The following is a 1,335-nucleotide window of genomic DNA, read 5'->3' as shown; positions in this document are numbered from 1 at the left end:
GGCCGGTGTGCACACCGGGACCGAGCCGGGGCCGCGGCGGGGCGGGCGGCTTCATGCCCGCCGCCCAGTCGGCCAGCATGCGGGCGTCGCGCCGCGCGGCCTCGGCCGGGTCGGTGACGCAGATGATCCGGCCCAGTTCGGTGGAGAACTCGACGAAGGCCACCGCGTGCCGCAGCCGTTCCTGGCCGTAGGTGTCGAGCAGGCCGTCGTCGGCCAGGCCGCGCAGCACGGCGTCGAGCTTCCAGCCCAGGTTCATGGCGTCCCGCGCGCCGGCGCCCAGCCCCTGCCCGGCGAACGGCGGCATGAGATGGGCGGCGTCCCCGGCGAGCAGCACCCGGCCCGCCCGCCACTCGGTCGCCCAGCAGGCCTGGAAGGTGTAGACGGAGTGCCGCTCCAGCCGGGCGTTGGTCTCGTCGAGCCCGTACGGCGCCAGCAGCCGCCAGGCCGTCCCGGCGCTGTTGAGGGACTCCTTGCTCTCCCCGGGCAGCCGCATGAACTCCCAGCGGCGCCGCCCGGGACCGCCCGGCACCATGGTCGACGGACGGCGCACGTCGCAGCTCTGCGCCGCGACATGGGGGAAGTCCAGGCCCGGCAGCGGTTCCACGTCGACCACCAGCCAGTCGTAGAAGTAACCCTCGTCGTGCCACTCCAGGCCGGCCCACCGGCGCACCGCGCTGTTGGCGCCGTCCGCGCCGATCACCCACGAGGAGGTGACGGCGGCCCGCCGGCCGGTGCCGGTGTGCCGCACGGTGACGGACGCCGCGGCCTCGTCCTGGGTCAGGCCGACCGCCTCCCAGCCGCGCCTGACACACACCGACGGCAGTGCGGCGAGCACCTCGTCCAGGGCGTTCTCCAGGGCGGGCTGGCTGAAGAAGTAGGTGTTGTACCAGCCCGACTCGCCCAGGCCGCTCCAGTCCACCTCGACCAGGGTCTGCCCGGCCCCGTTGCGCCAGACATACATGTCGTCGTAGGGCTGGGTGACGGCGGGGATCCGGTCCGGCGCGAGGCCCACGGACTGGAGGATGCGGGCGAAGTCCGAGCAGTGGGTCACCGCGCGGGGCAGCGGATAGCCCGCCTCGTTGCGGTCGACGACGAGGACGGAGTGCCCGCGTCGGCCGAGCATGCAGGCGAGCAGCTTCCCGACGGGGCCGAATCCGACGATGGTGACATCGGCGGTGGCGGGGAACGTGTCATCGTCGACGACGTGCACTGCGGACTCCGTTCTGCGGGGGCGTCTGCCGAAAACTATGGACCGCCGCGGGGCGGGGGGGGGGGCGGCTTGGTGGTCGGCGTGAGGCGTCAAGAAGCGCCCCCCCACACCCCCGCCCACACCAC

General features: G+C 73.9%; 1 protein-coding gene. It reads right to left on the bottom strand.

Features of this window, described 5'->3' with window-relative positions; genetic code table 11:
* Positions 1-1,210: bifunctional 3-(3-hydroxy-phenyl)propionate/3-hydroxycinnamic acid hydroxylase (locus AB0G32_RS39835; RefSeq protein WP_361175787.1), on the bottom strand; the 1,210-nt coding region annotated here is incomplete at its 3' end.
* Positions 1,211-1,335 lie beyond the last annotated feature (125 nt).

The sequence above is a fragment of the Streptomyces sp. NPDC023723 genome (assembly GCF_040639815.1).
In the GTDB taxonomy this organism is placed as follows: Bacteria; Actinomycetota; Actinomycetes; order Streptomycetales; family Streptomycetaceae; genus Streptomyces.
The sequence above is the reverse complement of the archived record's forward strand: the minus strand, read 5'-3'. Positions and strand labels throughout refer to the sequence as shown.